The 1094-nt window shown below is 63.5% G+C and carries 1 protein-coding gene; it reads left to right on the top strand.

Going from position 1 to position 1094, the window contains the following annotated elements:
• The coding region (locus WS61_RS15915) for a DUF2827 domain-containing protein (RefSeq protein WP_059501401.1) at positions 1-1094 on the top strand (1094 nt) is incomplete at both ends.

Raw genomic sequence — 1094 nt, 5'->3', positions numbered from 1 at the left:
CGTCTCGTCGTCGGCGTGTCGCTGTTCGTGCGCGGCGCCGGCCAGTCGCTGTGGGAAAACGGCATTTTCCAGAACTGCCTGCTGCTGATCCTGTTGCTGCGCCAGTCGCCGCTCGTCGCCGAAGCCGTGATGGTGAACGGCGGCGAACACGTTGCCGATCCGCAGATGATGCTCGGCGAGTGGGACGTGCCGCTGCTGTCGATGGACGAAGCGCTCGAGCGCTGCGACGTGCTGATCGAAATGAGCGCGCAGTTCGGCGCGGACTACCTGCGCACGTTCCGCGAGCGCGGCGGCAAGGTGGTCACGATGCGGGTCGGCAACGACTACGTGATCGATATCGAACGCGCGATGTTCGACAAGCCGTCGGGCTTCCTGTTCTCGGGCGCGCCATACGACGCCGTGTGGACGATTCCCGAGTTCGAGCGCTCGTGCCTGCACTACTACCAGACGGGCCTGCGTGCGCCGGTCACGATCGTCCCGCACATCTGGCACCCGATGCTGTTCGACAAGGCGCGCGCGACGCTCGGCGCCGGCTTGACGTTCGGCTATCGGCCCGGCAAGCCGCGCTGGCGCGTGACGATGTTCGAGCCGAACATCTGCATGGTGAAGACCAGCATCATTCCGATGCTGATCACGGAAGAGGCTTACCGCGCGAATCCGGCATTCCTCGAATTCGTGCGCGTGTGCAACACGATTCACCTGAAGGATCACACGACGTTCATCCATTTCGCGAAGAGTCTCGACATCGTCGAGCACGGCATCACGACGTTCGAAAGCCGCTATGCGGTGTACGAGTTCATGGCCGCGTACGGCGATGCGGTGGTGTCGCACACGTGGGAGAACGCGCAGAACTACCTGTACTACGAGCTGCTGTACGGCGACTATCCGCTGATCCACAACTCGCCGTTCCTCGGCAAGGCCGGGTATTTCTATCCGGACTTCGACTGCCAGGCGGGCGGCCGCGCGCTGTTGCAGGCGTTTGCCGAGCACGACGCGAATCTCGACGCATACCGCGAGCAAGCGAAGCACGTGCTCGACTCGGTCAGCATCTACAACCCCGAGAACGTCGCGGCCTATACGGACGCGATCGCCGC

Source organism: Burkholderia sp. ABCPW 11, assembly GCF_001523445.1.
Lineage (GTDB): Bacteria > Pseudomonadota > Gammaproteobacteria > Burkholderiales > Burkholderiaceae > Burkholderia.
This window is presented reverse-complemented; position numbering and strand designations above follow the sequence as displayed.